The 1,305-nt window shown below is 41.0% G+C and carries 2 protein-coding genes; both read left to right on the forward strand.

Translation table 11 applies throughout. The annotated features are described in order from the left end of the window. Positions 1-150 precede the first annotated feature (150 nt). Positions 151-909 carry a sphingomyelin phosphodiesterase gene (locus ACUVJL_RS35800; RefSeq protein WP_445250166.1) on the forward strand — a complete coding sequence of 253 codons (759 nt, stop codon included), beginning with the start codon at positions 151-153 and terminating at the stop codon, positions 907-909. A 169-nt stretch (positions 910-1,078) separates the two neighbouring features. After that, positions 1,079-1,216, forward strand: coding sequence for a hypothetical protein (locus ACUVJL_RS35805; RefSeq protein ID WP_445250165.1), 138 nt, complete (start codon positions 1,079-1,081; stop codon positions 1,214-1,216). Positions 1,217-1,305: the final 89 nt, after the last annotated feature.

Consider the following 1,305-nt stretch of genomic DNA (forward strand, 5'->3'; position numbering starts at 1 on the left):
CAAACTCTTCTAACTCAGCCAGCTTTTCTTTTAGTTCCTGGTTTTCATCACTTGACATCTCTTTACCTCTAAGAATGTGACTTTTACTTTCAGTCTATCACCCTTGCTTAAATTGTACAACTCATTTAGACGTGCTATAGCAATAACATTATCAATGCCTTAAGACCACTCTATCCTTACTACACTTACCATTTAGGTAAAGAGTGTTCTGGTTCCCAATGGGATGAATATAGGGGAAACTGTTCTAAATTCTGGTCCGTCATTAATGGGGGGGTAGTAATTATGAGCAAATACCCCATCACTCAAAAAATTCAACTTGTATATAACAATAGTGCTGTTGGCAGCGCCGATTATTTATCGAACAAAGGTGCGGCTTATGTCAAGATAGATAAAGAGAGGTATACCTATCATATTGTTGGCACGCACATGCAAGCGGATGAGGGAAAGAAGACATATCCAGATATTAGAGAGAAGCAGTTACAAGAAATAAAAGGGTTGGTTGATTCGTTAACAATTCCGAGCAACGAACCTGTAATTGTGGGAGGTGACTTAAACGTTCCTTATACTGATGAGGTTACTGGAGAATTTATAAAGAACCGACTGGGAGGACAATACAATTACGCTTTAGTGCCTGGTCAGGGTTCTTTCTCAGCAGTCAGTAACCTCTACGCCAAATGTTTGGCAGAGGAGATGGGTTATCCGCCTAATTATGACAATACATTGGACTACATCGTATATTTGACCGCCTACTTACAGCCTACAAATAATCCTCAAATGGCTGTAGTTCATTTAAAGACTGAAAACCCAATGTACTGGGAACATATGGAGGAAAAACTCCCGAATACTGGAGGAAATTACAACGATCCATCTGACCATTATCCTGTGGAAGTTGAATACTCTTATTCTTAGCAAAGAGCTATCTGAACAGGAGGAAAAAAACTAAAGTCTCAATTTAATTGGGATTGAGAGTCACAAGAGCAATTGCCTAGGTTGCCCTGAATCGCAAGGGTAGGCGAGGAAAGTCTTTTAGGTTTTAGAGGCAAGCCTACCTAGGATGATTCTTGTGTAGCGCTAATTTATGAATTCCTCGATCGCATTCATGAATGCGATCGCATTCATGAATGCGATCGGCATCTTGCGCCCGAAAGGACACCAGCCTGTGGCCATTGGTAGCAAGTTAGAAGGGAGTAGATTTTGTCAATACCCCTTTGTGTAGAAATATAATTGAATAATAATGATAATCAAACAAGGGAGTAAGAGTGGGAGAGTCCGCCGACGGCGGACTCTCCACCAGCAGCGATTGTC

It is taken from the genome of Microcoleus sp. OTE_8_concoct_300 (genome assembly GCF_031383065.1).
Lineage (GTDB): Bacteria > Cyanobacteriota > Cyanobacteriia > Cyanobacteriales > Microcoleaceae > Microcoleus.